Below are 26,403 nucleotides of genomic sequence, written 5' to 3'. Positions count from 1 at the left end.
GCCACTGCCCCCGCACTCACGATCCTGCGACCTCCTGCCGACGGGCCCGGGCCGCCGACCACGCTGCGTCGAGGTCCATCACCCGAGTGGTGTCCCACGGACGCGTCCATCCGCCCCGATCCAACAGCGCGGACAATAGGCCCCCCGTGAAACCCCACACGAGCAGACCCGCCGTGACGAATGCGGGACCGGTGAACCCGGACGGGTGACGCACCTGGATGCGGTGCTCCGGATCCGCGAGCGCGGCGATCGGCACCCGCACCACGCTGGCCGTTTCGCGCGGGTCGACCGCGTGCACCGCCACCGGGCGCGCCCAGTGGGCGAGCACGGGCGTGACGATGAAACCGGACGGCGGCACGAACAGGTCGGGGAGCACGGCGAGCGGCACCACGCCGTCGGGCTCGACACCGGCCTCCTCCTCCGCCTCCCGCAGGGCGGTGGCCACGGCGTCCGCGTCGCCGGCATCGGCGCCCCCGCCGGGGAAGGCGACCTGCCCTGCGTGCTCGCGCAGCGTGCTGGCGCGTTCGACGAGCAGCACGTCCGGGCCGTGGGGTGCGTCGTCGCCGAGGAGCACCAGCACGGAGGCGCGCCGCCCTTCGGCGGGTGGCAGCAGGCGATGGCGCACCAGCTCGGCGGCGTCGATCCCCTGGACGCCGGACAACAGCGGGCGCAGCCACGCGGGCGCCCGTTCGGGCTGCAGGGATCCCGTCACGAGAGCCGCTCCACGGCGGCGGCGACCTCGTCGGCGGTGCGGAACGGGGTGGGCGGGTCGACGCGGGCGACCGTGCCGTCGGCGCGCACGACGTACGACGCCGGCAGCGCGGGTGGCACGTCGAGCGCCGCGCGGAGGGAGCCGTCGGCGTCGACGACCGATGGCAGCCTGACCCCGAGCTCGGCGAGGAGCGAGAGCGCGGCGCGCGGGTCGTCGCGGATGTCGACGGTGACCACCGGGACCGCCCCCGGCCGCGCCGCGTACTCGGCGAGCGCCGGCAGCTCCTCCCGGCACGGCACGCACCAGGACGCCCACACGTTGAGCAGCGCCGGACGGCCCGCGAGCGCCGCTCCGACGTCGACGGCGCCAGGGGCGCCGAGGCACGTGGCCGTGATCCCCGCGAGCGGGCCTGCCGGCGTCGCGCCGGTTGGACCCGGACACGGGATCGGGCCCGCCGCGGCTCGGGCTGCTGCGAGGTCGGCGTCGGAGACCTGCACCTGCTCCATGCTCCCAGGAGCAGGCGCGGTGGTGCCGCGGTCGCGCGGCCACAGCGCGAACACCGCCACCGCCGCGAGCAACGCGACCACCACCGTGGTGACGATCTCCGAGCGGCGCACCCGGAGCTCGCGGCTCACGGGGCGTCGGCGTCCTCGCCGCCTGCGGCGGGAGGTGCCTCGTCGTCGGGGATGCCGACCATGGCGAGCAGGTGGGTGCGCGACGGGCCCTTCACGAGCGCGGCGGCCTGCACGGGGTCGGTGGGGCCCGCGCCGTAGGTCGGGCAGTCGGCGGCGAGCGTGCACGCGCCGCAGGCCGGCTTGCGGGCGTGGCAGACGCGCCTGCCGTGGAAGATCACGTAGTGGGACACCATCGTCCAGTCCCGCTTGGGCACGAGCGCGCCTATCGCGTGCTCGACCTTGACCGGGTCCTCTTCCTGCGTCCAGCCCCAGCGGCGCACCAGGCGCCCGAAGTGGGTGTCGACCGTGATGCCCGGGATGCCGAACGCGTTGCCGAGGATCACGTTGGCGGTCTTGCGGCCGATGCCGGGCAGAGCGACGAGCTCCTCGAGCGTGTGCGGCAGCACGCCGTCGTGCTTCTCGACGACCGCCTGGCCCATCCCGATCAAGGAGTTGGCCTTGTTCCGGAAGAAGCCGGTGCTGTGGATCATCTCCTCCAGCTCGGCGCGGTCGGCCTGCGCGTAGTCGAGCGCCGTGGGGTAGCGCCGGAAGAGCGCAGGTGTGACCGAGTTGACCATCTTGTCGGTGGACTGCGCCGACAGGATCGTCGCGACGGCGAGCTCGAGCGGAGTGGTGAAGTCGAGCTCGCAATGGGCGTCGGGGTGGGTGGCGGCCAGCGTGCGCAGCATGCGTCCGACGCGCCGCGACCGGCCGAGCGCGGGCTCTCCCTCGGCGACCCGCTTGGCGAGCCGGGCCGCGCTGCGTGCCGTCACGGATGCTGCCGGCTTGCTCCCGGAGGCGATGGTCACAGTGGAAGAGCCTACGGAAGGGCCCTGACAACACGAGATGCCGGCGGGAATCGTATACATCCCGTCACTCACAGTGTCCACCAAGTCACGAAGTCATAACGGGATGGGGACGCGTCGACCCCAGTGGCGAGTCGCCCGGCCGGGTGCGAGACGATCGGCGGCGACATGACTGCCTGGTTGTCCGTCCTCGTGCCGTTGCTGGTGATGTTCTTCGCCCTCGGAATGGAGCGCGTCGAGTCCCGGCTGCGGGAGGCGACCGTGCGCCCAGAAGAGGTCGAAGAGCTCCTCGAACGGCCCCGGCCGGACGAGGTGCGCGCCCTGTTCCGGCAGGGTTCCGGCCGAGCGCTGGAGCTCTTCCGCCTGCGCAGCCGCGGGTCCCGAGGGCGCAGGTCGCCCCGCCGCAGCAATGCGGCTTGACCGGCCACGAGGGCGATACCGGGTGAATGTCGCCCGGTCGTGCAGGGATTTCGACGGCTGCCGCGTCACACACCGTGCGCGCAACCCCTAGACTGACCGGCCGGTGATCCGGCCGCGGGGCAGCGGCCTGGGACGAGGAGCGACGCAGTGGACGAGGTACTGATCCGCGCAGGGATCTTCCAGGGTGTTGAGCCCCACGCGGCCGATGCGCTGGCCCAGGCGCTCGAGCCCGCGGAGTTCCCGCGTGGGCACGTGATCTTCGCAGAGGGTGAGCCGGGCGACAGGCTGTACATCGTGGGCAGCGGCAAGGTCAAGATCGGGCGGAAGTCGCCCGACGGCCGCGAGAACCTGCTCATGGTGGCCGGCCCCTCGGACATGTTCGGCGAGCTGTCCATCTTCGACCCCGGCCCGCGCACGTCGTCGGCCACCGCCGTCACCGAGGTCCGCACGTACACGATGGACCGGCCCGCGCTGCGGGAGTGGATCGGCAAGCGCCCCGAGATCGCCGAGCAGCTGCTTCGCGTGCTCGCGCGGCGCCTGCGGCGCACCAACAACGCGCTCGCCGACCTCATCTTCACCGACGTCCCCGGGCGCGTCGCGAAGGCGCTGCTGCAGCTCGCGCGCCAGTTCGGCTCCCAGGAGTCCGGCCTGCTGCGGGTCACGCACGACCTCACGCAGGAGGAGATCGCCCAGCTCGTCGGTGCGAGCCGGGAGACCGTCAACAAGGCGCTCGCCGACTTCGCCCACCGCGGCTGGCTGCGCCTCGAGGGCAAGAGCGTGCTGATCCTCGAGCCGGAGCGGCTCGCGCGCCGCGCCCGGTAGCCCCGAACCCGACCACACGAACGGCACTGCCTTCCGGGCGGTGCCGTTCGTCGTGTGCGGGCCAAACAACTGGTACGGCCGTACCAGAATGTGCGACCCTGGGGCCATGTCCTCCTCAGCGTCGCTCGCGGACTACCGCGCCGCCCTCACCGCCCCCGGCGCGGCCGTACCGGTCATCGCCTCCGCGGCGGGCCGGTTCCCGATCGCGATGCTCCCGCTGGCGACGCTGCTCTACGTCCAGCGGGAGACCGGGTCGTTCGCGGCGGCCGGGCTGGTCTCCGCCGGCCAGATGATCGGGGTGGCCGCGGGCTCGGTCGCCCAGGGCCGGGTCATCGACCGGCAGGGACCGAGCCGGCCGCTGCTGGTGGTCGTCGCGCTCTTCGTGCTGGCGGTCACGGCACTGGTCGCGGCCGTCGAGACCCACCAGCCGTTGCCGGTGGTGGTGGCGCTGGCCACCGTCGCGGGGATCTTCCGCCCGGCCCTCGAAGGGGCGTCCCGCTCGCTCTGGACCGTGCTCGTGCCGGCCGGGTCGGCCCGATCGGCCGCGCTGACCTACGAGGCCATCAGCCTGGAGGTCTTCTTCATCCTCGGCCCGGCGATCGCCGCGTTCCTCGTGGCCGCGCCGTGGCCGGGCCTCGGCCTCGTGGTGGCGGGCACCGCGATGACGCTCGGGGCGGGCGCGTTCGCGTTGAGCCGCCCGGCTCGCCGCGTCGGACGCACACCCGCTCACGACGGCGTCTCCCTGCTGGGCGCGCTCGCCCGGCCCGGGATGCGCACGGTGGCCCTGGCGGCCCTCGGGTTCGGGCTGGTCATCGGGTCGGTCGAGGTCGGCCTGCCCGCGGTCACCGCGGCGGCGGGCTCGCCCACCCTCGGCGGCGTGCTCCTGTCGGCCTGGTCGATCTCCTCGGTGCTCGCGGGCGTGCTCTACGGGATGCGGCCGTGGCCACGCCCACTGCACCTCCGGATGCCGGCGCTGCTCGGGGGGTTCGCGGTCCTGGTGGCGGCGATGGCACTCGTCGGGCCGTCCGGCTCGCTCGCGGTGCTCGTGATCACGATGGTCGTGTCCGGAGCGCTGATCACCCCGCAGGTCACCGCGCACTCCCTCGCCGTCGACATCGCGGCCCCACCCGGCGCGGCCGCCGAGGCGTTCGGATGGGTGGTCACCGCCGCAACGCTGGGTATCGCAACCGGCCAGTCCAGCGCCGGGATCGTCGTGGAGACGTTCGGACCGCACGCAGCCTTCGTTTCCGGCGGGGCGGCGGGTGTGGTGCTCGCGACGGTGCTGTGGCTGCGCCGGGCGACGCTGCTGCCACAGCCGGTGGAGGAGCAGGCCGCCGTCGCCTGATTTCGCCGGCACGGCCATCTGGACGCTGATCGCCAGAAGTGGTGTCAGGGCGACAGATCCGTCGTCCACGCACCACTTCTGGTGATCACCCCGAGCAAGATCGCCCGGAGTGGCCTGGCGGCGGCAGATCCGTCGCTCTCCTGTTCTGACTGGGGAGATACCTGACACGACATGCCGGGGACATACCTGACACCTGAGCGCGGCTCTGGCCTACTGCGCCATGCCGCTGAAGGTGATGGACCTGGTGGAACAACGTCTCGCGGTGCTGCAGGAACCCGGCTGGTCCGGCCGTTCGGTGGCCGAGGTATGCGCCCGGCACCGGATCAGCCGGGAAACCTTCTACCAGTGGCAACGCCGCTACGCCGCCGACGGGCTGGCCGGGCTGATGCCCCGATCACGCCGGCCACTGCGCAGCCCCGGCCAACTGGCCCCCGACCTGGAAGACCGCATCGTGCGGCTGCGCAAGCAGCACGGCTGGGGACCAGACAAGATCCGCGACGCGCTACGCCGTGAGGGACACAGCGCCCCGGCACCCTCCACCATCCAGCAGGTCCTGGCCCGCCGCGGCCTGACGGGAACCCGCGCCGCCGCCAGATCGAGACCACCCAGCCCCCGCAGCGGTTCGAACGCCCAACCTGCAACGAGTTGTGGCAGATCGACGGCGCCCACCACCAGCTGGCCGACCAGAGCGCCTACTGGTCAGTCGAACTGATCGATGACCACTCCCGCTACTGCCTGGCCATCCTCGTGGACACCACCCTGACCGGGCACCTGGCCTGGACCGCCACCCGCACCGCGGTCGCCGCCTACGGCCTGCCCGCCGCGCTGCTATCCGACAACGGACGCTGCTTCACCGGCCGCCTCGCCGGCCACACCGTCACCTTCGAACGCCGCGTCCGCGAGGCCGGGATCGGGTTCATCCACTCCAGCCCCTACCACCCCCAAACCTGCGGCAAGGTCGAACGACTCCACCGCACCCAACGCGAATGGCTGGCCCGACACGACCCACCCGCCACCCTCACCCAGGCCCAGCAGCTCATGAACCGCTTCCGCGCCCACTACAACCACCAACGCCCCCACCAGGCCCTCGACGGTCACACCCCCGCCGACCGCTACCAACCCGGCATCCCACTGCTGCTACCCACCGTCGACCTCGAACCCGCCGACCACACCCCACCCGGGGCGCTGCGACGCAAAACCAACCCCAGCGGCCGGTTCACCTACGCCAACCACAGCTTCGAACTCGGCGAACGCTTCGCCAGCATCACCGTCGGCATCCTCCGCGACCACGCCCGACTCCACGTCTACTACGGCTCCAGCCTGCTAGAAACCTTCCTCGTCGGAACCAACCTCCCGACACCCAAACGCTGACCCGCAGTGTCAGGCATGTCCCCGGCACGAACTGTCAGGTATGTCCCCGGTCAGAACACGGCGGCGGCAGATCCGTCGCTCTCGCACCACTCGCAGCGGTCAACACCTCATGATCGGTCCGAGATGAGGCGGATCGCCCTGGCCAGGGCGGAAGGCCGCACCTCGAACGATCACGGGCGGCTCGGCATGGTCATATCGACACCACAGGTGTTGGATCTTGCTCCAAGGCCCATCGTGTCGATCTGATGATGAAAGCTTCGGCTTGGCGCGCCGTCCCGACACCCCTGCCCCGGATGCCGTCGCGGACCGCTCCCGGCCTTGCCAGTAGTCCCCCTTGTTCGCGTCGACCCTTCGTGCGGGCGGGAGCTCGGGTTGGCAGAACTACCGAATTCCGTGGTTGCTCGGGCGGCCGTCCCCGACTGCAGGGCACGGCGGTTCACGACGAGACCGTCACTGCCTGGTACCTACGCAACTATCCTGTGGTCCCGACCCTCGATCCCATGGCGACAACCGGATAGTCGCCTTGCTTCCCCACCGGACGTGCTCGTGCCTGGTGCGGCAGGAGCGGCTTTTACTGCAACCGGCTCAGGGGCCGCGGAGGTGGTCCAGCTGCGCGCGCACCGAGAGTTCCGCCGCGGGCCAGAGCACCCGGTCGACGTCGGCGTAGACCACCTCCACCACCTGGCGCGGCGCTGCGTGCTCGCCGAGGACTCCCAGCGCCGCCCGCACCTGCTCCAGCCGCTCCTCCCGGTGGGCGAGGTACGCCGTGGCGACGGCGGGTGCGTCCGGGAGCTCGGGGCCGTGGCCGGGGAGCACGGCGGTGGCGGGTGCGAGGTCGGCGAGCCGGCGGAGCGAGTCGAGGTAGGGCCCCAGCGCGCCGTCGGGGTGGGCGATCACGGTGGTGCCGTGGCCGAGGATGGTGTCGCCGGTGAGTACGGCCTGGTCGGCGCCCGGCCCGTCGAGCAGGAAGGACAGCGAGTCGGACGTGTGGCCCGGCGTGGCGACCACCCGCAGTTCGACGCCCGCGGCCGGCACGACCTCGCCGTCGCCGAGCGCCTCCGACCCGAGCACGAGCGAGGGATCGAGCGCCCGCACCGGCGCGCCCGTGAGCTCGGCGAACCGGCGTGCGCCGCCTGCGTGGTCGTGGTGGCGGTGGGTGAGCAGCACCAGCGCGACCGGACCCTGCGCGGCCACCCGCCGCAGGTGCACCTCGTCCTCCTCACCTGGGTCGACCACGATGCACGACTCCTCACCCGGCGCTCGGAGCACCCAGGTGTTGGTGCCGTCGAGGGTCATCGGAGAGGGGTTCTCGGCGAGCAGCACCGACGCGAGCGGAGTGACCGGCCGCAGCACGCCGTAGGCGGGACCGGTCATGCGGGCTGTCCGGGCAAACCGGTCGACGGGAACGCCGTGTTGTCGGGCAGCACCGTGACCAACCGGTCGCCTTCCCTGCGCAGGGTCGGCACGATCGGGCGGATCTCCCGCTCCCGTGCCGCGGCGATCACGGCGGCGCTCTCGTCGAGCTCCGCGACCTCCTGCAGCGTGCGCACCGTCGGCGGCATCAGCAGCATCTCGCCGGCCTGCCAGCGTTCGAGGGCCTCGGCGGGATGCCACCAGAGGGCCCTGACGGCCTCCGTGGTGTGCGCGTCCGCCTCCTGCCCGTCCGGCACCTGCGCCACGAAGAACGCGGTGTCGTAGCGCCGGGCCGAGCCGGCGGGCGTGATCCAGCGCGCCCAGGCGTGCAGCAGGTCGGCGCGCAGCACCAGGCCGGCGGCCGCGAGCACCTCGGCGAAGGACCGGCGGCGCGCCACGACGTCGGCTCGCTGCCCGTGCAGGTCGGCGGGCACGTCCGGTCCGGCGAGCAGCACGCCGCACTCCTCGAACGTCTCCCGGACCGCCGCGTGCACGAGCGCGCCTGCCAGCTCGACGTCCACCCCGAGGCGCTCGGCCCACCAGCGCGGCTCCGGCCCCTCCCAGCGGTGCGGGTCGGGGCGGTCGGTGGCGTCCACCCCGCCGCCGGGGAACACGGTCATCCCGGCCGCGAACGCCATCTCCGTGACGCGTTGCTGGAGGAAGACCTGCACCGGGGAGCGGCCGGCCTGCGGGTGGGGGTGGTCCCGCACCAGCAGCACCGTCGCGGCCGGCCGCGGGATCACCGGTGCGGATGTCATGGTGGCGAGGCTAGTGGGCCATCGGGGCCCGCCGCGGGAGGATGTGCGCCATGGATCGCGTGCGGGTGGGACTGGTCGGCGGTGGGCCGTGGGCCCGGACCGTGCACGCGCCGGGCATCGCCTCCCACCCCGGCACGGAGCTGGCGGCGGTGTGGACGCGCAGGCCGGACGTCGCCGCCGAGCTCGCCGCCGAGTTCGGCGCGCGCTCCTACACCGACCTCGAGGTGCTGCTGGACGCGGTGGACGCGGTCGCCTTCGCCGTGCCGCCACAGGTGCAAGGCCGGCTCGCGCTCTTCGCGGCCGCCGCGGGCAAGCATCTGATCTGCGAGAAGCCGCTCGCGGGCACCGTCGACGACGCCCGCGCGGTGGTCGAGGCCGTCGAGCGGGCAGGCGTCCACTCGACGATGGTGCTGACGATGCGGCACGCGCCCGCGGTGCGGGACTGGCTCGCCGAGATGCCGCAGGAGCCGGCCGGGCCGGACACGGTGGCGTTCGCCCGCTGGGTCTCCGGCTCGCTGCTGGGCGGGCCGTACTGCACGTCGCCGTGGCGCGCGGAGGAGGGCGCCCTGTCCGACCTCGGACCGCACGTGATCGATCTCCTCGACGCCGCGGTCGGGCCGGTCGTCGAGGTGCCGTGGGCGCGCTACGAGGAGCCCGACCTCTGGCGGTTCGGCCTCCTGCACTCCGGTGGGGCGCAGAGCACCGTGACGCTGTCGATGCGCGTACCCGTCGACCCGTCGGAGATCGACTTCACCGTGCTCGGCGGTGCCGGGCGGCACCGGCTCGCCGGTCGCGGCGCCGACGCGCCGATCTGCTACGCCGCTCTGCTCGACGAGCTCGTCGCCGCCGTCGACGGCTCCGGCCCGCCACCGGCGCTCGACGTCACGCGCGGCCTGTGGCTGCAGGAACTGGTGGAGGCCGTGCGCGCCGCCGTGGGCTGAGACGCCGGAACCGATCTATGTGAGCGGCCCCCGCAGCACCGGTTCCGGATCGGTAGCGGCGCGGACCAGGGCGGCGACTGCGGTGGAACGGGAGTCCTGTGGCCAGGCGATGGTCAGGACGGCCGGTGGCGCGTCCGGGACGTCGAGGTAGGTCAGGCCGGGGCGCGGGTACCGGTCGGCGACGGACCGGGGCACGAGTGTGACGATCCGGCCGAGCTCGACGAGGGCGAGGAGCTGGGCCAGGTCGCGGACGCCGTGCCGTTCGACGAGGTGGGCCTGGTAGCGGCGGACGCCCGCCAGGTCGGACGAGTCGGTCACGGGCAGACCCAGATCGGCGAGCGTCGCGCGCCCGGCGGGGGCGAGCGGGTGCGTGGCCGGGACCGCGGCGACGGTTGGCTCGACGACGACGGGCTCGGCGTCCAGGCCCGTGCTGTCGAACGGCGAGTGCACCAGTGCGACGTCGGCCTCGCCCTGGCGCAGGAGGCGGGGCTGCTCGTCCCAACCGCACAGGCGGACGACGACCGGCAGGGCCGACTCCTGGCCGGCGTAGCGAGCCAGGATGGTGTCCAGCAACCCGGCGTCGCTGTCGGCCTTGACGGCCAGCACGACCTGGGGTGTGGCCGCCCCGGCACGCCGGGCGCGGCGCACTGCGGCCTGCAGGGCCTCCAGCGCGGTGCGTCCCTGTTCCAGGAGGACGGCGCCCGCCGGGGTGAGGGCGACCCCGTGGGTGTCGCGTTCCAGGAGGGTGTGGCGCCGATGTCGGCCTCCAGGGCGCGGATCGCCCGGGACAAGGGGGAGGCGGAGATCCCGAGCCGGTCGGCGGCGCGGGAGAAGTTGAGCTCCTCCGCGACCGCGACGAAGTAGCGCAACACCTTGGACTCGATCGTCGGATCGAGGCTCGGTCCGGTCATCCGAGGAGATCCTCCGCTCCCGGGGCGGTCCCCCCGTGCTCCGGTACGACCTTGGGGGCAACACCCCTGACCGCTGCGATCCTTCCGTACCGGCACCGGGCCGGGCACCGTCGTGGACCGGAGGAGGAACCAGATGATCATCGTTACCGGTGCCAACGGAAAGCTCGGCCGCGGCGTGGTCGAGCGCCTGCTGAACCGCGTTCCGGCGCACGACGTCGGCGTGTGCGTCCGCGATCCGCAGGTTGCCCGACCACTCGCCGACCGCGGCGTGCGCGTCCGCAAGGGCGACTTCACCGATCCCGGCTCCCTCGCCCACGCCTTCGAGGGGGCCGACCGGGTGCTCGTGGTGTCCGTCGACACGACCGGACCCGACGCCGTCGCCATGCACCGCACCGCCATCCGGGCTGCGCGCGACGCGGGCGCCGCCCGCATCGTCTACACCAGCCACGCGGGAGCGCGCCCCGGCTCGGCCTTCGCGCCGATGTCCGACCACGCGGCCGCGGAGGAGGACCTGCGCGGGGCCGGCATGCCGTTCACCTCCCTGCGCAACGGCTTCTACGCGTCGACGGCCGTCATGCTGCTGCAGAGCGCGCTCGCCACCGGCGAGCTCGCCGTGCCCGATGACGGCCCGGTCGCATGGACGACCCACAGCGACCTCGCGGAGGCGGCCGCGGTCGCGCTGCACGGCGACGTGCCGGGCGGCGGCGTGCTGGACGGACCGACGCCTGCGCTGACGGCTTGCGAGGCGCTCGACATGGCCGAGGTCGCCGCGCTGGCGTCCCACGTGACGGGCCGGACGATCCGCCACGTCGTCGTGCCACCGGACGACTACCGGGCCCGCCTGATCGCCCACGGGGCACCCGAACGCGCCGCCGCGCTCCTCGTCGGGATGTTCGCAGCCGCGCGCGAGGGCGACTTCGCGACTGTGGGCCCGACGCTGGCCGACCTGCTGGGCCGGGCACCGGGGACGCTGCGCGACGCCCTGGCGAGCGCGACCACCACGTCGTCGCACCCGTCCGGGCTCAGTGCGTGACGAGGAACAGCAGGCGCACGACGCCGACGCGCAGGAACCGCGACTCGCGCGCACCCGGAGCGCGACTCGCGGGATGGCGTGCTCAGTCGTCGTAGTCGGGTGGTGAGCCTCGGTGGCTGCTGCCGTTCGTGGGGGCGCCGTTCGTGATTCGGCGGGCGATCCGCTGCCGGCGTCCCTCCAGCAGCTCGGCCTGCAGACGGGCCAGCAGCTGGCGGTCGGCGTCGCTCAGCCGGGCGATCGACTCGGGGCGCAACCCGAGGTCCTCCCGGTCCTGGCCGTCCCGATCGGGCTCCTCGTCGCCCGGGTCCTCCGACCGGTAGTCGTCGGAGGACGAGCCGTTCTGTGGCGGGTCGTCCAGGAAACGGTGCCTCGCCGCGGCGCGGGGCACGGGGCGCGGCGCGGGACGGCCGGGTTCGGCGTCGTCGAGGGGCTCCGGTTCGGGTTCCGGATCCGGCTCGGGCGCCGGCTCGGGCTCCGCCCGCGTGGCGGCGGGCTCTTCGAGCGCCGACGGTGCCATCGCCCATGCGCCGGAGAGCCACTCCTGCGACCACTCGTCGTCGGTGGGGCGGGCGGCGGGCTCGGGACGCTTCTCGGGTACGGCGAAGAGGTCGTCCTCCGGCCTCGTGGGATCCAGCAGAGGCGCGAGCAGCGGCCGGTTCAGCGGCCCGTTCAGCGGGTCGCTCAGCGACTCGAAGGCAGGCGTGTCGCGCCGCGGCGGTGGCGGCTCCTCGGGAAGTTCGGGGCGCTCGTCGGCGGGTGGTTCGATGGCGTCGTCGTGATCGTCTTCGACGGGGCGGAGCGGCGGGCGGTGGTCCGCGACCGGCTGCGGAGCCGAGTCGGGCCCGGTTCGCCTGCCCAGCGGGATCGGGTGGGACGCTGCCCGCGAGATCGGTGTGACGGTTGGCCGGGGCCGGCTGCCACGCGACGGCAGTGGCGTGGGTGGAGGCGTCGAGCGGGACTCGTCGCGCACCGGGAGTGGCCGGGGCGCCGCGAGCGGGTGCGGCGAGGGCGGTTCCGGGAACGCCTCTTCCTCGGTGCGAGCCGCCGGGTCGTCGTCGCCGTCGTCACCGTCGTGCCGGTCGACCTCGTCGTCGGTGTCGTCGTCGGCGTAACGGCTGCTGCGCGCGTAGCCGCCCGGCAGGTCGTCCTCGTCGCCCTCGTCGTCGGTGTCCTCGTCGGCGTGGTCGTCGTCGTGCTCGTCGTGCTCGTCGTGCTCGTCCTCGTCGTGCTCGTCGTCGAGCAGGTGCCCGTTCTCGGAACCGAACGGCGCGGCGGGCGCCTCCTCCGGCTCCCGCTCGCCCGCGGCCTGCAGCCGGGCGGTGGCGGTGGCGGAGTCGTCGGTGGGGGTGGCGTCGTCGTCCCGGGGCTCGCGCTCCTCGGTTCGGACCGGCTCGCTGCGGTACCGCGCTGACGGTGCGGGCGGCTCGGGCGCGAGCGGGTGGGGTTCCGGGACGAACCTGCGGGGCGGCCGGTCGGCCGGTGGGGCGAACGCGTGCCGTTCCACCGGGGGCGCGAGCTGCGGCTGCGCCTGCGGTGCAGGCCGCCACGGCCGGTCGTCGGTCACCTCGCTGCGCAGTTCCACGGCGGCCTGGAGCGCTGCGGCGTGGTAGGCGGGCGCCGGTCCATTGGCCGGGAGCACCTCGACCGACGCGGGTGCGCCTGCCCGCTCGAGGGCCGCGCCGAGCTGGTAGGCGAGAACGTCGGCCCGGCGGGTGTGGTCGTGCACCCGCACCACGACGACCGGGTGCGGGAGCGGCCCCGGTGCCGCGCCGGCGGGCGTGAGGCGCCGGGCGAGCAACACGCTGCAGCCGGTGAGCGGACGGGCCGGGAAATCGCGCACCGCGCCTGCGACGGGATCGTCGTGGCGGGGTGCGGCGAACCGGTGCTCGGTGCCGGTCTCGGGCTGGGGCGGCGGGAGCGCGGCGGCGGGTCCGAGGTCGGTGCGGGCGGTGCGCGCCGCAGCGACCAGGGCGGACCGGACCTGCGGCGGCAGCACGGCTCTGGCGGCGACGAGGCTCGCGGTGAGCATCTCGACGGCACGGGCGTCCTCGCCGAGTGCGACGAGCTCGCGTGCCCAGCGCAGCAGGTCGTCGTCGACCCGCCCGGCCAGTGCCAGCAGCAGGTCGTGCGTCGTGTCCGACGTCGGGTCCTCCACCTGGCCTCCTCCCGTAGTGCCGGACGCTCCCCTCACGCGCCGACCAGCGCCGTGGCGGATCGCCACAGCGACCTGGATCCGATGATGGCTGCCTCGTGGTAGGAGGAGCGCTGCCCGTGCGGTGGGAGCACCTCCACGCACGGTGTGCGGTCGCCGTGGGCGCGCATGACCCGCTGGAGCGTCCCGGCGAGCGCCCACGGCCGTTCGCCGCCGATCACCAGCAGGATGCGTTGCGATTCGCGCCACGACTGGCGGACCTCGACGCAGCCGGGGTGGCCGCGGACGACCGCCAGCACGGCGAGCGCGGCCGTGTCGACGGCGCCGTCGCCCGGCTGGAACGTGGCGCGCGTCGGCGGCGGTTCCGGGGCGGGCAGCACCGCGTCGAGCAGCGGGTGCGCCGAGCCGACGGCCGTCTCGAGCAGCTCGCGCTCGGGGTCGGTGATGCCGACGCGGTGGCGCAGCAGCTCCCGGGGCAGGGTGGAGCCGAGCACCTCCCGCCCGTCGTCGGCGAGCCAGTCGCGCATCCGCCACAGCAGCTCGTCGGGGAGCCGGCCTGCGAGCCGCAGGAGCAGCTCGTGGCACGCCGCGTCCGCGTCCATCTGCCTCAGCTCCCCTCCTGCGCGCCCACGGAGCTCACGAGTCCGCCAGCTCCACGACCAGCTCGACCTCGACCGGTACGCCCAGCGGAAGCTCGGCCACGCCGACGGCGGACCGCGCGTGCCTACCGGCGTCGCCGAAGATCTCGCCCAGCAGGTTGGACGCGCCGTTGATCACCTTGGGCTGGTCGGTGAAACCGGGCGCCGACGCGACGAACCCGACGACCTTGACGACGCCGGCGACCGCGTCGATGCCCACGAGCGCATCGATCGCGGCGAGCGCGTTCAACGCGCAGATCCCCGCCAGCCCGGCGGCCTCCTCGGTGCTGAGCTCGGCGCCCACCTTGCCCAGCGCGACGGGCTTCCCGTCGACGAGCGGCACCTGGCCCGCGGTGAACACCAGCGAGCCGGAGCGGCGGGCGGGGATGTAGGAGCCCGCGGGTGCGGGCACGGCGGGCAACGCGATGCCCAGCTCGTCGAGGCGCTCGCTCGGCGTGGTCACGGCGTCAGCCCCGCGCCGGGCGCTTGAACCACGCCACGAGCTGTTCGGGGTTCGCGCCGGTCGTGACGGTGACGAGCTCCCAGCCGTCCCGCCCGAAGTTGTTGAGAATGGCCTGGGTGCTGTGGATGAGCACGGGGGCGGTGAGGTATTCCCACCTGACGTCCGACGAACCGGGGGAGGTCATGACAGGTCACTGTAGCCAGCGCCTCACCCGCTCGAACCGGCCGGTCGCGCCGGGCCTACGTAACCTGGAACGGTGACCTCATCCGGGTGGCAGTCGGCGCTTTCGGAGGCGCGCCTGCACGTCGTGTCCGGCAAGGGCGGTACCGGCAAGACCACGGTGGCCGCCGCGCTGGCGCTCGCGCTCGCCTCCAACGGCAGGCGCACCCTGCTCGTCGAGGTCGAGGGCCGGCAGGGCATCGCGCAGCTGTTCGACACGCCCCCGCTCCCGTACGAGGAGCGCCGGATCGCGATCGCGCCGGGTGGCGGCGAGGTCAGGGCGCTCGCCGTGGACGTGGAGGCGGCGCTCCTGGAGTACTTCGAGCTGTTCTACCGGCTCGGGATGGCGGGGCGGACCCTGCGCAGGATGGGCGCCGTCGAGTTCGCCACCACCCTCGCCCCCGGGCTGCGTGACGTACTGCTCACCGGCAAGGTCAAGGAGTGCGTCAACCGGCGCGACGCCGACGGGCGCCCGGTGTACGACGCCGTGGTGCTCGACGCGCCGCCCACCGGCCGGGTCGTGAAGTTCCTCGACGTCACGAAGGCGATGGCCGACCTGGCGCGCACCGGCCCGATCCACAGCCAGGCTGCAGGCGTGGTGCAGGTGCTGCACTCCCCGCTCACCGCCGTGCACCTGGTCACGCTGCTGGAGGACCTGCCGGTCACCGAGACCCTCGAGACCGTGGACGAGCTCACGGCCGCCGGGTTCCCGGTGGGCGCGGTGATCGTCAACCGGGTGCGCCCGCAGTGGCTCCCCGACCGGTCGGTGGCCGCGGCGGCGGGCGGCCGGGTCGACTCCGGTCGCATTCGCGCCGGTCTCGCGGCTGCCGGCCTCGACCTGCCGGCCGACGTGATCGACGGGCTCGTCGCCGAGACCGTGGAGCACGCGGTGCGGGTGCACGGCGAGGCCGCGGCGCTGGCCCGGTTGGAGGAGGCCGCCGCGCTCCCGCGGCTGGAGCTGCCCCAGCTCGTGGAGGGCCTCGACCTCGGGTCGCTCTACGAGCTGGCCGAGGCGCTGTGCGAGCAGGGCGTGGGTGGTCCGGCGCGCTCGGAGGTGCGCTCGTGAGCCCCCGCCCCGCCCCCGCGCTCGACGTCGACACGCTGCTGGACGACCCGGACACCCGCATCGTGGTGTGCTGCGGCTCCGGCGGCGTCGGCAAGACCACCACGTCGGCCGCGCTCGCCATCCGGGCGGCCGAGCGGGGCAGGCGCACCGTGGTGCTCACCATCGACCCGGCGCGCAGGCTGGCGCAGGCCCTCGGCATGGAGGCCCTCGGCAACGAGCCCGGCCGCGTGGCGGGTGCGCGGGGCGACCTGCACGCGATGATGCTGGACATGCGCCGGACCTTCGACGAGATGGTCCACACGCACGCGGAGCCCGAGCGCGCCGAGGCGATCATCGCCAACCCCTTCTACCAGACCATCTCCTCCTCGTTCTCCGGCACGCAGGAGTACATGGCGATGGAGAAGCTGGGGCAGCTCGCGGCCACCGGCGAGTGGGACCTGATCGTGGTCGACACGCCGCCGTCCCGGTCGGCACTCGACTTCCTCGATGCGCCGCAGCGCATGTCCACCTTCCTCGACGGCCGGATGATCCGGCTGCTCTCGGCCCCGGCGCGGGCAGGCGGGCGAGGGCTGCGCAAGCTGGTCGGCGCGGGGTTCTCGCTGTTCGCGAAGGCCGTCTCGACGATCCTCGGCGGGCAGATGCTGGCCGACGCCTCGGCGTTCGTGCAGGCCTTCGACACGATGTTCGGCGGGTTCCGGGAGCGGGCCACGGCCACCTACGCGCTGCTGCGCTCGCCCGGCACGGCGTTCCTCGTGGTGGCCGCCCCCGAACCGGACGCGCTGCGCGAGGCCGCCTACTTCGTCGACCGCCTCGCCGCCGACGACATGCCGCTCGCGGGGCTGGTGCTCAACCGCACCCAGCCGGTGCTGGCCCACCTCTCCGCCACGAAGGCCCGCGCCGCCGCCGAGGGGCTGCGCTCAGCGCCGCTCGCGGCCGCCGTGCTGCGGCTGCACGCCGACCGCGTGGACCTCGCCGACCGCGAGGAACGCCTGCTCTCCCGGTTCACGGGCGCCCACCCCGGTGTGGCGGTGGCCCGGGTGCCTGCGGTCGCAGGCGACATCACCGACCTGGACGGCCTGCGGGAGGTCGGCGAGCGGCTGGCGGGCTCGGCGGACTCCTCCGCCGCGCAGCTGCGCTCGGCCCGCTGACGCACCTGCCGTCCGCCGACGCACCGGCGAAGAGGTGCGCCGGCCGGCTGAAGGCCCAGCTGACCTGGGACCTCAGGCCGTTTCGTCCAGACCTCGTTGGTGCCGTTCGTGCTCCGCCGCCCTCGCCAGCTGCTCGGCCGTCTCCTCGGCCACCGACTCGTAGTGGGCGGTGCGGGCGTCGTGCAGCAGTGCGGCCCACGACGAGACGTCCGGCCGGGCGCGCAGCAGCGCGCGGCGCTCCCGTTCCGTCATACCGCCCCACACTCCGAACTCGATGCGCTGGTCGAGCGCGTGGGCGAGGCACTCGGTGCGCACGGGGCAGGCTCGGCAGAACAGCTTCGCCTCCCGCTGCCGCGCCCCTGCTACGAAGAGACCTTCGGCGTCGGCCGTCCGGCACCGTGCAGCCCCCCGCCAGTTCCACCGGCCCGTCATGGTCGCCCCTTCCCCGATCCCGTGCACGTCACGACCTGCACAGACGGATTCTCGGAGCCTGCGGTTCCACCGGAAACCGAGCAAAACTACTCAATCGCGGTCGGGTGATCTCCACTGCTCCATCCGGAGGCCCGCGTACCCTGGCGCTCCGTGAGCTTCCCGCGCCAACTCGCCCGGCCGATCGGCCTGCTGCTCGGGCTCGGGCTGATCGCCGGTGTCGTGGTCGCAGGGATGGCCTTCCCGGTCACCGCAGGGGTCGGGCTCGTCATGAGCGACACGGGCGACAGCGTCAACACGGTGTCGGCCGACCTCGTGGACGGTCCGCTGCCGCAGACCACCACCGTCACAGACTCGTCGGGCGCTCCGATCGCGCGGTTCTTCGAGCAGGGGCAGAACCGCCACTCCGTCACGGCGGACCAGATCTCGCCCGCGATGAAGGCGGCCATCGTCGCCATCGAGGACCGGCGGTTCTACCAGCACAACGGGGTCGACTGGCAGGGCACGCTGCGCGCGCTCGCGGCCAACTCGGCGTCCGGCACGGTCGTACAGGGCGCGTCCACGCTCACCCAGCAGTACGTCAAGAACTACATGCTCTACGTCGCCGCCGAGTCCGAGACGGAGCGGCTCAAGGCCACCGAGCAGACTCCCGCGCGCAAGCTCAAGGAAGCGCAGATCGCACTCCAGATGGAGCAGCGGCTCTCCAAGGACGAGATCCTCACGCGCTACCTCAACATCGTGTCGTTCGGCAACGGCGCGGCCGGGATCGCGTCGGCGGCGCGCACGTACTTCGGCACCACACCCGACCAGCTCACGGTGCCCCAGGCGGCGCTGCTCGCCGGGATGGTCAACAGCACGTCGGCGTTCGACCCGGTGACCAACCCGCAGGCGTCGATGGAGCGGCGCAACCTGGTCATCCAGCAGATGCGCGACCAGCAGATGATCGACGACGCGCAGGCAGAGGCGGCGCTCGCCAGCCCGCTCGGGGTGGTCAACCCGCTCAACACCCAGCCGAACGGCTGCATCGGCGCCGGCGACGCGGGGTTCTTCTGCAAGTACGTCGCCGAGTACCTCACCGAGGCCGGCTTCTCGCTCGAGCAGCTCAACCGGGGCGGCTACACGATCAAGAGCACGCTCGACCGCAACGTGCTCGACCGCATGAAGGCCTCGCTCGACGCGGAGGTCCCGCCGAAGCAGCCGAACGTCGCCAACGTGATGTCGGTGGTGCAGCCGGGCACCGACAAGCACCGCGTTCTCGGGATGGCGTCCAGCCGCACGTTCGGCCTCGACGCCGAGGAGGCGGAGACGAGCTACGGGCTGCCCTACGAGCCGGTCAATCTGGGCGCCGGCTCCACCTACAAGATCTTCACGGCGGCCACTGCCCTCGAGAAGGGCATGGGCATCAACTACGAGCTCAGTGTCCCGCCGAGCGGGTACGCATCGCCGATCTACGTCGATGGCGCCGGTCGGCCGCTGCCGGTCCGCAACTCCAACGAGAACATGCCGGAACGCATGTCCCTCACCGACGCGCTGGCGCAGTCGCCCAACACCGCGTTCATCAAGCTCGAGGAGTTCACCGGCGTCCCGCCCGTCGTCGACATGGCGGTCCGGCTGGGCATGCGTTCGCTCGCCACCACGCCGTTCGTCGACCCGCGCACGGGCCGGCCGACCGACCGCTCGATCGCCGAGGTCACCAAGGCGCAGAACCTGGCCTCGTTCACCCTCGGCGTCAGCCCCACCAGCGTGCTGGAGCTCGCGAACGTCGGCGCCACGCTCGCCAGTGCGGGCAAGTGGTGCCCGCCCAGCCCCATCGAGTCGATCACCGACGTCACCGGCAAGCCGGTCGCGGTCACCGAGGCGCCCTGCGAGCAGGCCGTCGAACCGGGCCTGGCCAACGCGATGTTCAACGCGCTCAGCAAGGACGACCTGCCCGGCGGCACCGCCGCGGGCGCCGCCCGCCAGGTGGGCTGGAACCGGCCGATGGCCGGCAAGACCGGCACCACCCAGCAGCACAAGTCGGCCGCCTTCATCGGGTTCGTCCCCCAGATGGCCGGCGCGGTGATCACGTTCGACAACTCCCGCTCGCCCCGCCCGCTCTGCGACGGCGCCGGCTCGCCGTTCCCGTGCCGCAGCGGCAACATCTTCGGCGGCAAGACACCGGCGGAGACGTGGTTCGGCGCGATGAAGCCGCTGCTCGACCCGCTGCCGCCGCTGGCGCTCCCGCCCGTCGAGGACAGGTTCCTCGAGGGCGGTGAGGAGTCCCGCGTGCCCGACGTCATCGGCGACTCCGAGAACGAGGCGCGCGAGGAGCTCGAGCGCGCAGGCTGGAAGGTGTCGGTCCGCCAGGTCGACAACGCAGCCGACCGGGGCACGGTCGTCGGCCAGAACCCGCGGGAGTCGGCGCTGCCCGGCGAGACCGTCGAGCTGAGCGTGTCGAGCGGGGAGGCGCCGCCCGCTCCCGAGGCACCCGGCGAGGACGATGACGACGGAGACGACAACGGGGACGACGGCGGCGACGGCGGCGACGGCGACTGAGCCGCGAAGTTCAGGAAAGCCACGTTCAGGGCTTTGCAGGCCCGGAATGTGGCTTTCCGGAACTTCCGAGAGCCGGGAGCCGCTTCGCCTGTCGGGGTGAGTGCCGCACCGGTACGTGCGGCGTTCCTCGATCGGGGTGGCGTCCGCGCCTAACATCCGGCGGCGTGACTGCCTGCTCGGATGGCTCGTCGTCCCCCCGGGACGTGCCAGCCGACGGCTCGCCCCCGGAACGCAGGCCCGGGTCACCCCGGTTGCCGCCCGATCCGCCGCCACGCCCGCGGATCGTCGAGGAGCCCGGCATCCTCGGGCTCTCCCGCCTGACGCGCGGACGGTTCGGCTCGCGGCTGTTCAACCTGTTCTTCCTGCTGGTGTTCACCGTGATCGTGATCCAGATGATCTCGGCGATCCTCGACCATCCCTGGTGAGAGGGTTGCCCGCCGGTGTCCCGGCTACCCTGGCCGACGACAGCGGCAAGCGCGGGAGGAGGTGAGGAGCGATCGCCACCGAGTCCGCTCCGCCCCACCCCGCGGTGGGGGTGCCGCAGCTGTCGGCGTCCACCTCCCAGCGCGTCCGCAGCGTGCTCGCCATCCCGGCGTTCCGCAGGCTGTGGCTCGTCACCTCGGTGGCGGGTGTCTGCGACTGGATGAGCCTGCTCGCGCTCTCCGCGCTCGCCACCCAGCTCACCAGCGGCTACACGGCGCAGAGCTTCGCGCTCGGCGGCGTGGTGGCCACCAAGCTGTTCCCGGCGCTGGTGCTCGGGCCGCTCGCGGGGGCGCTGGCCGACAAGTTCGACCGCCGCCGCGTGATGGTGGTCTGCGACCTGCTCCGGTTCGCGCTCTTCGTGTCGATCCCCCTCGTCGGGTCCCTGTGGTGGCTGTTCGTCGCCACGTTCCTGATCGAGATCTGCGCCCTGTTCTGGATCCCGGCCAAGGACGCGTCGGTGCCGAACCTGCTGCGCAGGCCCGACCAGGTCGAGACGGCCAACCAGCTCAACCTCGTGATGACCTACGGCGTCGGCGTGATCACCGCGGCGAGCCTGTTCGCCGTGGTCACCCGGGTGGGCGGGGTCGTCGGCGGCAGCGGTTCGGCGCTGCCGACCGTGTTCGTCACGCTCGTCATGAGCGGGGCCGCGTACCTCGTCATCGCGCTCACGGTCTGGTTCCGGATCCCGGAGATCTCGGGGCGCCCCACGGAGCGCAGGGCGGCCGGCCCGAGCTTGGTCGCGATGCTCCGCGACGGCGCGTCGTTCGTGGTGCGCACGCCGCTGGTCCGCGGGCTGGTCATCGGCATCGTCGGCGCGTTCGCCGCGGGCGGCACAGTGGTCGGCTCGGCCACCCTCTACGCGGCCAGCCTCGGAGGCGGCAACGCCGCCTACGGCGTGCTGTTCGCGTCGGTGTTCGTCGGGCTGGCCTTCGGGATGGGCGCTGCGCCGCGGATGGCCCGCCGCATCCCGCACAACCGCCTGTTCGGCGCGGCGATCGTCGCGGCCGGCCTGGCGCTGGTGCTGGTGTCGATCGCGCCGCACCTGTTCGTGGCGATCGGGGCGGTAATGCTGGTCGGCGGTTTCGCCGGCATCGCCTTCCTCACCGGTCTCACGATCATCGGATCGCAGGTCGCCGACGAGGTCCGCGGCCGGATCGTCGCGTTCGTGCAGTCGATCGTGCGGCTCACGCTGCTCGGCTCGATGGCGCTGGTACCGGTGATCGTCGGCCTCGTGAGCGCCCGCCAGGTCGACTTGTTCGGCTACCCGATCCTGGTCGACGGCACCCGTGTCGTGATGCTGGCGGGCGGTGGCGTGGCCGCGGTCGTCGGGATGCTCGCGTACCGGCAGATGGACGACCGACGCACCGAGCCGATCCTCCCCGACCTGCTGGCCGCCCTGCGCCGGGGCGAGCCGCGCCACGGCGCAGGCGTGCTGATCGCCGTGGAAGGCGCCCCCGCCGAGGAGACCACCGAGCAGGCGGCCCGGCTCGCGCAGCGGCTGCGTGCGGCCGGCTACCTGGTGGTCGAACCCGATGGCGGGGAGCGCGACCGGGAGCGGTGGACGGCCGCCACGCGGGAGGCGGCGCTCTCCGGCGAGCGGGCGCATGCGCTCGCGGCTGCCGCCGTGCAGGCCGACCAGGTGGAACGCGTGATCCGGCCTGCGCTGGCCGAGGGGGCGGTGGTGGTCGTCGACAGGTTCCTGCTGAGCCCGCTGGTGCAGTTCGGGGTGGCGGCCGACCGCGCGTCGTCCGACGGCGCCCAGCCCCAGCTCGACCCGCGGGAGCTGGAGAGCCTCGCGGCATGGGCCACCGGCCGGCTGCGCCCCGACGTGTCGGTGCTGCTCGACCGCGCACCTGTGGAGTCCGCACCGCAGGTGGGTGGCCTTGCGGGTGAGGAGCACGTCCGCGTGCAGCGGCTGCTCACCCGAATGGCGGCTGCCGAGCCGCACCGCTACGTGGTGGTCGACCCCGACGGCTCGCCCGACGAGGTGGCGGACCGGGTCTTCTCCGGGCTGGCGGCGATGCTCCCGGAGCCGCCCACCCGCTCCGGGGACCCGGCGGTGGCGTGGTGACCGTCTGGGACGAGGTGGTGGGGCAGCCCGCCGCCGTCGCCGAGCTCTCCGCAGCGGCGTCCGACCCCGCGGCGATGACCCACGCGTGGCTGTTCACCGGGCCGCCCGGTTCGGGACGGTCCGTGGCGGCCCGCGCGTTCGCGGCTGCGCTGCAGTGCCCGCTGCACGGGTGCGGGCAGTGCGCCTCCTGCCACACGGTTCTGGCGGGCACCCACTCCGACGTGCGGGAAGTGGTGCCGGAAGGCCTGTCGATCTCGGTTCGGTCGATGCGCCTGCTCGTGCAGTCCGCCGCGCGCCGCCCCGCTACCGGCCGGTACCAGATCCTGGTCATCACCGACGCCGACCGGCTCACCGAGAACGCCGCCAACGCGCTGCTCAAGTCGATCGAGGAGCCACCGGAGCAGACGATCTTCCTGCTCTGCGCGCCGTCGGACCACCCGGAGGACGTCGCCGTCACCATCCGGTCGCGGTGCCGGCCGGTCCCGCTGCGCACGCCGTCGGCGCCTGCCATCGCCGACGTGCTGGTCCGCAGGGACGGGATCGACCCGGAGACGGCGAGCTGGGCGGCGTCCGTCGCCGGCGGGCACGTCGGGCGGGCGCGCCGGCTCGCTCGCGACCCCGCCGCCCGCGCTCACCGCGAGCTGGTGCTGGGGCTGCCGCTGCGGGTGCGCAACCTCGGTGACGCGTTCTCCTACGCCGCCGACCTGGTGCGCGACGCCAAGGCGGAGGCCACCGAGCTCAGCGAGAGCCGCGACGCCGTCGAGCGCGAGGAGCTCGCCGTCGCGATGGGCGCCGGGGGCACCGGCAAGGGCGCCGCGGCGGCCGCGCGCGGGGCGAAGGCGGCGGAGCGCGACCTGGAACGCCAGCAGAAGTCGCGCAACACGCGCACCCAGCGGGATGCGCTCGACCGGGCCCTCGTCGACCTGGCCGGATTCCTCCGGGACGCGCTCGTGGTGGGCAGCGGGGCCGGGGTTCCGCTCACCCATCCCGACCGCGACGCCGACGTGCGCCGGGCCGCAACCGACTGGTCCCCCGAGTCGGTGCTGCGCCGGCTGGAGGCCGTGCTCGCCTGCCGCTCCGCGCTCGACCAGAACGTGAAGCCGGAGATCGCGGTCGAGGCGATGATGACGGTGCTGCAACGCGGCTGAGAGTGTCGTCGCCGTCCGGCAGAATCATCCGAGTGGGGCACCCGGCGGACACGGTCATCTCGGCGCGCGAGGCCGAGGTGCTGGCCGCCGTCGGTGAGCACCTGAGCAACGCCGAGATCGCCGCCCGGCTGTTCATCTCCGTCCGCACCGTCGAGAGCCACGTCTCGTCGCTGCTGCGCAAGCTCGGCGCGGAGGACCGCAGGGCGCTCACGCTGATCGCAGGTGAGCGCTCCGGAGCCCCCGTCGCGCCCCGGCGGGTGCCTGCGGCCCTCCCGCCCGCGCTCACGTCGTTCGTGGGGCGGGTCCGGGAACGCGCGGAGCTGGCGGCAGCACTCGACGGGCAGCGGCTGGTCAGCGCGGTCGGGCCCGGTGGGGTGGGGAAGACGCGGCTCGCGCTCGCCGTCGCGGCCGACGTCACCGACCGGTTCACCGACGGCGTCTGGTACGTCGACCTCGTCCCGGTCACCGACGCCTCGATGATCGCGTCCACGATCGCGGCAGCACTCGGCCTCGACGAGCAGCAGGGCCGCACCCGGCAGCAGACCGTGCTCGAGTGGGCCGCCGGCAGGCGCGCGTTGCTGCTGCTGGACAACTGCGAGCACCTCCTCGACGCCGTCGCCGATCTCGTGGAGCGGCTGCTCGCCCACGCCCCGCAGGTCACGGTGCTCACCACGAGCCGGGCCCGGCTGCTGCTGCCGTTCGAGCGGGTGTTCCCGGTGGAGGGGCTCGCGGTCGGCGCCGACGCGGGGGAGGCGGTGGCGCTCTTCGAGGAGCGGGCCGCGGCGGCCGGTGTGGTGCTCGGCCCGGAGGAGCGGCGGCGCATCGCCCGCATCTGCCGTGGTCTCGACGGGGTGCCGTTGGCGATCGAGCTGGCGGCGGCGCGGCTGCCCGCCCTCGGCGTCGACGGGCTGGAGGCCGGCCTCGCCGACCGGCTGCAGCTGCTCACCGGCGCCCGGCGCGTCGACAGCAGGCACCGGTCCCTCCGCTCCACGCTCGACTGGAGCTACGCCCTGCTCGACCCGCAGGCCGGGGAGGTGCTGCGCCGGGTCGCGGTGTTCGCGGGACCCTTCCGCGCGGAGAGCGCGGCGGCGGTCGCGGGGATGAGGGCGCGCGAGGTCGCCGCCCACCTGGCTGCGCTCGCCGACCACAGCCTCCTGGTGCCCGTCTCGGCGGCCGACGGCACGCGCTACCGGGCGCTGGAGACCGTGCGCCAGTACGGCGTGGAGCTGCTGGAGGACGAGGGGGAGCTGGCTGAGTGCCGCTCCCGGCACCTGAGCTGGGCGTGGGCCGCGGGAGTGGAGCTGCTCGCCGACGAGGTGGTCGACAACCCGCGCTGGCGGGCCCGGTTCGACCGGCTCGCCGACGAGCTGCGGGCCGGCCTCGGCTGGGCGGTCGCCAGCGGCTCGAAGGACGCCCACGAGGGCAAGATGCTGCTCGCCACGCTGTGCCACCGGCGCGGAATCGCGAGCGAGGCGCAGTGGCGTTTCGAGCAGGCGGCCGCGCTGGCGCCCGACGACCGGCGCGCAGCGGACGCCCTCCACCTCGCGGCCGGGGTGGCGGCCAACAGGCTCGCCGGAGACGATGCGCTCCGGCTGCACCGGGAGGCAGCCGACCTCTGCCTCCGCTCCGGCGACACCGCGGCGGCGGCCCGCAACCTCGCGCGGGCCGCCGAGCTGTGGAACCGGGCGGCCGGCACCATCACCGGCCGCCCCCACGAGCTCGTGCCCCGCGAGCTGCTCGACGAGGCGTGGCGCCTGGCAGGCGACGACCTGGTCACGCGGGCCCGTCTCGGGGCGGCGGAGGCGTTCGCGATCCCGGAGACCGACGAGACGAGCGCCGATGTCGTCGCAGCCGCACTGGCGGCCGCGCGCCGGTCGGGCGACGTGATGGCCGAGAGCTCCTCGCTCGACCGGCTCACCACGATCCAGCTCTCCCGCGGAGAGGGCCGGGCCGCCCTGGCGAGTGCGCTCCACCGCATCGAGCTGCTCACGCCGCAGGTGCTCGACCCGTGCATCGGGTTCGAGCTGTCCGACGCCCACGTCATGGCCGTCGAGTCGGCGATCGCGGCGGGCGACCTCGCCGAGGCGCGCAGGCTCGCGGAGCGGATCCGCGACCTCCCGCTGCACCGCGAGGACGCCCACGTCGCGGTGGCCCGGTTGATCGTGGTGTGCGCGCTGGAGGGCGACTGGCAGCGGGCGCTCGCCGCGGGCGACCGGTTCCGCGAGGGCTGGGAGCGGGCCGGGAGCCCCCGCGTGCCCACGCTGCGGCGTGCCGCGCGGGCGATGGCCATGGTCCACGGCATGCGCGGCGACACCGCTGCCCGCCTCGAGTGGATGCGGATCTTCACCGCGCTCGTGCCCACCGCCCGCCAGAACCACGACCAGCACTCCAGCGCGTTCTTCGAGTCGTTCATGCTGCTGCACCTGGGCCGTGCGCGCGAGGCCGTGGAGTGCCTGAGGATCCCGCCGCACGAGCTGAGGCGCTGGTACCAGAGCATCTGGCGGCCCTGGTACGCCGCCGCCTGGGCCGAGGCGGGCGTGCTCGCGGGAGAGCCGGACGCCGCCGAGCGCATCGAGTCCGTCCGGGCCACCACGGCCGAGAACGCGGTCACGGCTGCTCTGGTCGAGCGGGCGGCAGCGCTCGCCACCGGCGATCGGGCCGGCATCGTGGCCGCTGCCGAGGCGCTAGACGCCGCGGGCTGCCGCTACCAGTGGGCCCGCAGTCTCGTCCTCGCAGGTGGGGCCCACCGGGAGCGGGGTGCGGCGGTGCTGGCCGAGATGGGCGCCATCGTGCCCTGAGCGGGGCCTACGTGCCACGCACGGACCCGGAATCAGTGGCGGCTCCG

Annotated in this window: 25 protein-coding genes and 1 pseudogene; 14 read left to right on the top strand and 12 right to left on the bottom strand. The window is 73.9% G+C overall.

The genetic code is table 11. The annotated features are described in order from the left end of the window. Nucleotides 1-16 precede the first annotated feature (16 nt). From FB388_RS35810 to nth, 3 genes are read right to left on the bottom strand one after another with little or no spacing between them, the layout of a single operon-like run. Nucleotides 17-712, bottom strand: coding sequence for an NUDIX hydrolase (locus FB388_RS35810; RefSeq protein WP_142107096.1), 696 nt, complete (start codon nucleotides 710-712; stop codon nucleotides 17-19). Beyond that, nucleotides 709-1,347: a TlpA family protein disulfide reductase gene (locus tag FB388_RS35805; protein ID WP_246122699.1), complete on the bottom strand. Its 639-nt coding sequence runs from the start codon at nucleotides 1,345-1,347 to the stop codon at nucleotides 709-711. Before FB388_RS35805 ends, FB388_RS35810 begins: the two co-directional genes overlap by 4 nt. Then, a complete protein-coding gene (gene nth / locus FB388_RS35800; protein ID WP_425468618.1) occupies nucleotides 1,344-2,189 on the bottom strand; it encodes an endonuclease III in 846 nt (281 codons plus the stop codon). Before nth ends, FB388_RS35805 begins: the two co-directional genes overlap by 4 nt. 171 nt (nucleotides 2,190-2,360) lie before the next feature. On the opposite strand from nth, the gene FB388_RS35795 reads away from it, so the two are divergent. The 5 genes from FB388_RS35795 to FB388_RS35775 all read left to right on the top strand — a co-directional run bounded on the left by FB388_RS35795 (nucleotide 2,361) and on the right by FB388_RS35775 (nucleotide 6,150). Further along, nucleotides 2,361-2,612: a hypothetical protein gene (locus FB388_RS35795; RefSeq protein ID WP_142107095.1), complete on the top strand. Its 252-nt coding sequence runs from the start codon at nucleotides 2,361-2,363 to the stop codon at nucleotides 2,610-2,612. 147 nt (nucleotides 2,613-2,759) lie between these two features. Beyond that, a complete protein-coding gene (locus tag FB388_RS35790; protein WP_094922123.1) occupies nucleotides 2,760-3,434 on the top strand; it encodes a Crp/Fnr family transcriptional regulator in 675 nt (224 codons plus the stop codon). A gap of 106 nt (nucleotides 3,435-3,540) precedes the next feature. Then, the gene (locus FB388_RS35785) at nucleotides 3,541-4,779 is read left to right on the top strand and encodes an MFS transporter (protein ID WP_142107094.1); all 1,239 of its coding nucleotides are present in this window, start codon (nucleotides 3,541-3,543) and stop codon (nucleotides 4,777-4,779) included. A gap of 220 nt (nucleotides 4,780-4,999) precedes the next feature. Continuing rightward, nucleotides 5,000-5,491, top strand: a complete 492-nt coding sequence (locus FB388_RS35780) for a helix-turn-helix domain-containing protein (protein WP_142107093.1) — start codon at nucleotides 5,000-5,002, stop codon at nucleotides 5,489-5,491. After that, nucleotides 5,425-6,150: an integrase core domain-containing protein gene (locus FB388_RS35775; RefSeq protein ID WP_170225991.1), complete on the top strand. Its 726-nt coding sequence runs from the start codon at nucleotides 5,425-5,427 to the stop codon at nucleotides 6,148-6,150. Before FB388_RS35780 ends, FB388_RS35775 begins: the two co-directional genes overlap by 67 nt. A gap of 585 nt (nucleotides 6,151-6,735) precedes the next feature. Here FB388_RS35775 and FB388_RS35770 read toward each other — a convergent pair. Then, nucleotides 6,736-7,524: an MBL fold metallo-hydrolase gene (locus FB388_RS35770; RefSeq protein ID WP_142107091.1), complete on the bottom strand. Its 789-nt coding sequence runs from the start codon at nucleotides 7,522-7,524 to the stop codon at nucleotides 6,736-6,738. Beyond that, the gene (locus FB388_RS35765; RefSeq protein WP_142107090.1) at nucleotides 7,521-8,321 is read right to left on the bottom strand and encodes an NUDIX hydrolase; all 801 of its coding nucleotides are present in this window, start codon (nucleotides 8,319-8,321) and stop codon (nucleotides 7,521-7,523) included. The genes FB388_RS35770 and FB388_RS35765 overlap by 4 nt, the downstream gene beginning before the upstream one ends. A gap of 50 nt (nucleotides 8,322-8,371) precedes the next feature. Here FB388_RS35765 and FB388_RS35760 point away from each other — a divergent pair, with 50 nt between their 5' ends. Then, complete coding sequence (locus FB388_RS35760; protein ID WP_142107089.1) at nucleotides 8,372-9,262, top strand: Gfo/Idh/MocA family protein; 891 nt, start codon at nucleotides 8,372-8,374, stop codon at nucleotides 9,260-9,262. A gap of 15 nt (nucleotides 9,263-9,277) precedes the next feature. Here the strand turns inward: FB388_RS35760 and FB388_RS35755 are convergent, their stop codons facing one another. Together FB388_RS35755 and FB388_RS40705 are read right to left on the bottom strand one after the other, a co-directional pair. Beyond that, entirely contained in the window at nucleotides 9,278-9,910 is a 633-nt protein-coding gene (locus FB388_RS35755) for a LysR family substrate-binding domain-containing protein (RefSeq protein ID WP_246122698.1), read from the bottom strand. Nucleotides 9,911-10,068: 158 nt separating this feature from the next. Beyond that, nucleotides 10,069-10,173 (bottom strand): annotated as a pseudogene (locus FB388_RS40705) (LysR family transcriptional regulator); the annotation flags it as partial. A 133-nt stretch (nucleotides 10,174-10,306) separates the two neighbouring features. Here FB388_RS40705 and FB388_RS35750 point away from each other — a divergent pair. After that, complete coding sequence (locus tag FB388_RS35750) at nucleotides 10,307-11,206, top strand: NAD(P)H-binding protein (RefSeq protein WP_142107088.1); 900 nt, start codon at nucleotides 10,307-10,309, stop codon at nucleotides 11,204-11,206. 82 nt (nucleotides 11,207-11,288) lie between these two features. Here FB388_RS35750 and FB388_RS35745 read toward each other — a convergent pair whose 3' ends face one another. The 4 genes from FB388_RS35745 to sp36 are packed head-to-tail and all read right to left on the bottom strand — an operon-like array spanning nucleotide 11,289 to nucleotide 14,643. Continuing rightward, on the bottom strand, nucleotides 11,289-13,361 hold the full coding sequence (locus FB388_RS35745) for a hypothetical protein (protein ID WP_142107087.1): 2,073 nt from the start codon (nucleotides 13,359-13,361) through the stop codon (nucleotides 11,289-11,291). 32 nt (nucleotides 13,362-13,393) lie between these two features. After that, a complete protein-coding gene (locus tag FB388_RS35740; RefSeq protein ID WP_142107086.1) occupies nucleotides 13,394-13,960 on the bottom strand; it encodes a hypothetical protein in 567 nt (188 codons plus the stop codon). 34 nt (nucleotides 13,961-13,994) lie between these two features. Then, the gene (locus FB388_RS35735) at nucleotides 13,995-14,459 is read right to left on the bottom strand and encodes a RidA family protein (RefSeq protein ID WP_142107085.1); all 465 of its coding nucleotides are present in this window, start codon (nucleotides 14,457-14,459) and stop codon (nucleotides 13,995-13,997) included. 4 nt (nucleotides 14,460-14,463) lie between these two features. Continuing rightward, nucleotides 14,464-14,643: a Sp36 family protein gene (sp36, locus tag FB388_RS35730; RefSeq protein ID WP_142107084.1), complete on the bottom strand. Its 180-nt coding sequence runs from the start codon at nucleotides 14,641-14,643 to the stop codon at nucleotides 14,464-14,466. Between the two features lie 72 nt (nucleotides 14,644-14,715). Here sp36 and bagA point away from each other — a divergent pair, with 72 nt between their 5' ends. Continuing rightward, nucleotides 14,716-15,744, top strand: coding sequence for an ATPase BagA (bagA, locus tag FB388_RS35725; protein ID WP_142107083.1), 1,029 nt, complete (start codon nucleotides 14,716-14,718; stop codon nucleotides 15,742-15,744). After that, complete coding sequence (gene bagB, locus FB388_RS35720; RefSeq protein ID WP_142107082.1) at nucleotides 15,741-16,892, top strand: ATPase BagB; 1,152 nt, start codon at nucleotides 15,741-15,743, stop codon at nucleotides 16,890-16,892. Before bagA ends, bagB begins: the two co-directional genes overlap by 4 nt. Nucleotides 16,893-16,964: 72 nt before the next feature. Here bagB and FB388_RS35715 read toward each other — a convergent pair whose 3' ends face one another. Then, the gene (locus FB388_RS35715) at nucleotides 16,965-17,324 is read right to left on the bottom strand and encodes a WhiB family transcriptional regulator (protein WP_142107081.1); all 360 of its coding nucleotides are present in this window, start codon (nucleotides 17,322-17,324) and stop codon (nucleotides 16,965-16,967) included. 150 nt (nucleotides 17,325-17,474) lie between these two features. On the opposite strand from FB388_RS35715, the gene FB388_RS35710 reads away from it, so the two are divergent. The 5 genes from FB388_RS35710 (at nucleotide 17,475) to FB388_RS35690 (ending at nucleotide 26,356) form a co-directional block, all read left to right on the top strand. Beyond that, the gene (locus tag FB388_RS35710) at nucleotides 17,475-19,856 is read left to right on the top strand and encodes a transglycosylase domain-containing protein (RefSeq protein WP_246122697.1); all 2,382 of its coding nucleotides are present in this window, start codon (nucleotides 17,475-17,477) and stop codon (nucleotides 19,854-19,856) included. Nucleotides 19,857-20,107: 251 nt separating this feature from the next. Then, nucleotides 20,108-20,281, top strand: coding sequence for a hypothetical protein (locus FB388_RS35705; RefSeq protein ID WP_170225990.1), 174 nt, complete (start codon nucleotides 20,108-20,110; stop codon nucleotides 20,279-20,281). 110 nt (nucleotides 20,282-20,391) lie between these two features. Next, nucleotides 20,392-22,410 carry a bifunctional MFS transporter/dTMP kinase gene (locus FB388_RS35700; protein WP_142107079.1) on the top strand — a complete coding sequence of 673 codons (2,019 nt, stop codon included), beginning with the start codon at nucleotides 20,392-20,394 and terminating at the stop codon, nucleotides 22,408-22,410. Beyond that, nucleotides 22,407-23,558 carry a DNA polymerase III subunit delta' gene (locus FB388_RS35695; protein ID WP_142107078.1) on the top strand — a complete coding sequence of 384 codons (1,152 nt, stop codon included), beginning with the start codon at nucleotides 22,407-22,409 and terminating at the stop codon, nucleotides 23,556-23,558. The genes FB388_RS35700 and FB388_RS35695 overlap by 4 nt, the downstream gene beginning before the upstream one ends. Before the next feature lie 32 nt (nucleotides 23,559-23,590). Next, nucleotides 23,591-26,356: an ATP-binding protein gene (locus FB388_RS35690; protein WP_142107077.1), complete on the top strand. Its 2,766-nt coding sequence runs from the start codon at nucleotides 23,591-23,593 to the stop codon at nucleotides 26,354-26,356. Nucleotides 26,357-26,403: the final 47 nt, after the last annotated feature.

The sequence above is a fragment of the Pseudonocardia cypriaca genome (assembly GCF_006717045.1).
Taxonomy (GTDB): domain Bacteria; phylum Actinomycetota; class Actinomycetes; order Mycobacteriales; family Pseudonocardiaceae; genus Pseudonocardia; species Pseudonocardia cypriaca.
Note: the sequence above shows the minus strand (reverse complement) of the source record. Positions and strands in the feature narration are given on the sequence as shown.

Coding starts and splice junctions, on each gene's coding strand:
- FB388_RS35795 (WP_142107095.1), top strand. CDS start 2,361: ATGACTGCCTGGTTGTCCGTCCTCGTGCCGTTGCTGGTGATGTTCTTC.
- FB388_RS35785 (WP_142107094.1), top strand. CDS start 3,541: ATGTCCTCCTCAGCGTCGCTCGCGGACTACCGCGCCGCCCTCACCGCC.
- FB388_RS35780 (WP_142107093.1), top strand. CDS start 5,000: ATGCCGCTGAAGGTGATGGACCTGGTGGAACAACGTCTCGCGGTGCTG.
- FB388_RS35770 (WP_142107091.1), bottom strand. CDS start 7,524: ATGACCGGTCCCGCCTACGGCGTGCTGCGGCCGGTCACTCCGCTCGCG.
- FB388_RS35765 (WP_142107090.1), bottom strand. CDS start 8,321: ATGACATCCGCACCGGTGATCCCGCGGCCGGCCGCGACGGTGCTGCTG.
- FB388_RS35760 (WP_142107089.1), top strand. CDS start 8,372: ATGGATCGCGTGCGGGTGGGACTGGTCGGCGGTGGGCCGTGGGCCCGG.
- FB388_RS35750 (WP_142107088.1), top strand. CDS start 10,307: ATGATCATCGTTACCGGTGCCAACGGAAAGCTCGGCCGCGGCGTGGTC.
- FB388_RS35740 (WP_142107086.1), bottom strand. CDS start 13,960: ATGGACGCGGACGCGGCGTGCCACGAGCTGCTCCTGCGGCTCGCAGGC.
- sp36 (WP_142107084.1), bottom strand. CDS start 14,643: ATGACCTCCCCCGGTTCGTCGGACGTCAGGTGGGAATACCTCACCGCC.
- FB388_RS35715 (WP_142107081.1), bottom strand. CDS start 17,324: ATGACGGGCCGGTGGAACTGGCGGGGGGCTGCACGGTGCCGGACGGCC.